The sequence below is a fragment of the Marinobacter oulmenensis genome (assembly GCF_014201735.1).
Taxonomy (GTDB): domain Bacteria; phylum Pseudomonadota; class Gammaproteobacteria; order Pseudomonadales; family Oleiphilaceae; genus Marinobacter; species Marinobacter oulmenensis.
In genome coordinates, this window is sequence record NZ_JACHFE010000019.1 from 1 (window position 1) to 2408 (window position 2408).

Below are 2408 nucleotides of genomic sequence, written 5' to 3' on the forward strand. Positions count from 1 at the left end.
TAACACTGAAGCATTTAAAGGTCGTGCGCAGCATGACCTTTAAATGTGCGTTGGACTAAGCCGCTGTCACCGAGGCCAGCGGGCAACGTATAAGGGTAAAGTAAATATTAGACAGGCGATGGAGCGGCAACCCGAGCGGGTAAGCGCGCTTGCCGGAAGTGTGTCTCGTCCTGATGGTCCCCATAAAAGGCCTCTTCCCTGGGTGGTTTGAGTCAGACTACCCCGCTGATTTGGTAATTTCCAGTCACAACCCGAGTCGGGGCCCAGCTCCTCCGGAACTGTAAAACACACTGAAAGCCGCCAGTAACAGCGGCTAGCCCGTCACGAGCCCCCTGGCGTTAAACCGGGGAATTTGCCGTACCATATGAACCACGCCATCACCGCATCGAGGGCACGGCCAGCTGCGTTGGGTCTCCGAGCCATTCTCGATTTCAACGTCGGACTCGGGTGGCTTTTGAAGGGCCTGACGAATGGCCGTCAGCTTTCGCCGTCGGGTTCGGTTGCTCAAGTAGCCAAAGTGGCGAATACGCATGAAGCCCTTGGGCAGGATATGCATCAGGAACCGCCGGATAAACTCCGCCCCTTCCAGCTGCAAGGTCTTCTGACGCCCGTCTTCCCGGTAATCCTTGTATCTGAGCTTTATCCGGTCCCCGTGCTGTGACACCAAACGACCGTTGCTGATGGCAATGCGGTGGCTGTAGCGGGCCAGGTAATCCACCACTGTCTCGGCCTGGTTCAGGCAGTGTCGGGCGTAAACCACCCACTCCTTCTGCATGACTTCGTTGAGTATGCCGTCGATGGCATCCGAATCTTGGAGCCTGTGAAATTCGCCGGTCCTGACCGAGTGCCGCAAGGACGATACCATTCGACCACGAAAGCGGCGAGACAGCGCCCTGACCGGGAACAGATACTGATGCTTGGCACCATGCCATTCTCCCGCCTCTGTCAGTGCGCCGCCCGGAATCAGGCAATGCACATGAACGTGGCGACTCAGGTTCTGCCCCCAGGTATGGAGGACGGCGGTCATCCCCAGCTCACCCTGCAAGTGTTTGGTTTGATGACCAAACTGGCTGAGCGTATTCCACACCGACTCAAACAGGCGACGGTAAACCACGTCGGGATGCAGCTGAACCCAGCCATTCAGAGCATGGGGTAAGGTGAATACCAGGTGGAAATACGGTACCGGTAACAGTGATCGGCGCTGTCGTTCACACCATCGTTGGCTGGCCCGTCCCTGACATTGTGGGCAATGCCGGTCCCGGCAACCGTAGTAATGCACCGTGCGCGCTTTGCAGTGATCGCAACGCATCTCCATGCCGCCCATCCGGGCGGTTCGGCAATCCATCAGTCGACGGCACACCTTGCGGCGATGGCTATCCAGCGAATCCGTCGAGAGAAACTGGTTCAGTGTTGACTGAACCGTGACAGAGCCCGCCATTACGCACCTCCCAACCCTGCAAGCAAGTCCGCAGGCGAACGGTTCTCTGAGGATAATCCCGGCAACCAGTGCAGGTAACGCTCGGTGGTGCGCAGCTCGCTGTGCCCCAAGAACTTCTGCAACTCGTTGAGCGGTACACCGTGTTCCAACTGATGGGTTGCATAGGCATGGCGCAGGCCGTGGATCCCGCCACACTTCTTCACGCCGCTGCGGCGCTTGGCATGACGGTAAACCCTTTGAGCCGTGGTAACGGTCAGGTGCTGACCAACCAGCCTTTCACTTGGAAACAGCCAGAGCATGGGGCGACCAAGGCACCAGTACGCCCGTAACACATCGAGTAGCACGCCCGTCAGGGGCACCATACGATCCTTGCCACCTTTTCCCTGCTGAACATGGAGTAACTGGCGCTCTCCATCAATGTTCTTAACCTGCAACGCCACCGCCTCACTCACGCGCAAGCCGCAGCCATAGGTTACGGCTAATAACGCATGATGCTTTGGGTTCTTGATGGCTTCCAATATCCGACCAACCTCCTGACGCGTCAGTAACTCAGGAATGCGTTGTGGTCGCTTGGGCAACACCAGGTTCACATCAAACTCTGCCCAATGCAGCACCTGCAGATACAAGAATCGAATACCGTGCAAGTACAGCCGACAACTGGCCGGCGCCAGGGAACGCTCCTGGACGAGGTGATTGAAGTAGGTCTGCAAATCCCCAACGGCCAACTGGTCCGGGGATCGGCGGTAATACCGCGCCAAATCAGTGACGACGTAGAGGTAACTCTGCTGGGTCTTCGGGGAAAAGCCATGCTGACGCATGGCCTGGGTCATAGCCTGACGTAACGGTGTCATGGCGGCATCTCCTCTTTTGACTGGCCCACCTGGGCCATTCAAAAGTATCCGCCAACTACCCTCACTCTGCGGAAATTCTCAGTCTCACCGCTACCGCGAAGCGGTTTAGTTCAACAGCT

At 57.4% G+C, this 2408-nt stretch carries 2 protein-coding genes; both read right to left on the reverse strand.

Going from position 1 to position 2408, the window contains the following annotated elements:
* Positions 1–313: 313 nt before the first annotated feature.
* Positions 314–1438, reverse strand: a complete 1125-nt coding sequence (locus HNR38_RS17105; protein WP_183706597.1) for an IS91 family transposase — start codon at positions 1436–1438, stop codon at positions 314–316.
* Entirely contained in the window at positions 1438–2289 is an 852-nt protein-coding gene (locus tag HNR38_RS17110; RefSeq protein ID WP_183706599.1) for a tyrosine-type recombinase/integrase, read from the reverse strand. Before HNR38_RS17110 ends, HNR38_RS17105 begins: the two co-directional genes overlap by 1 nt.
* Between the last annotated feature and the right edge of the window lie 119 nt (positions 2290–2408).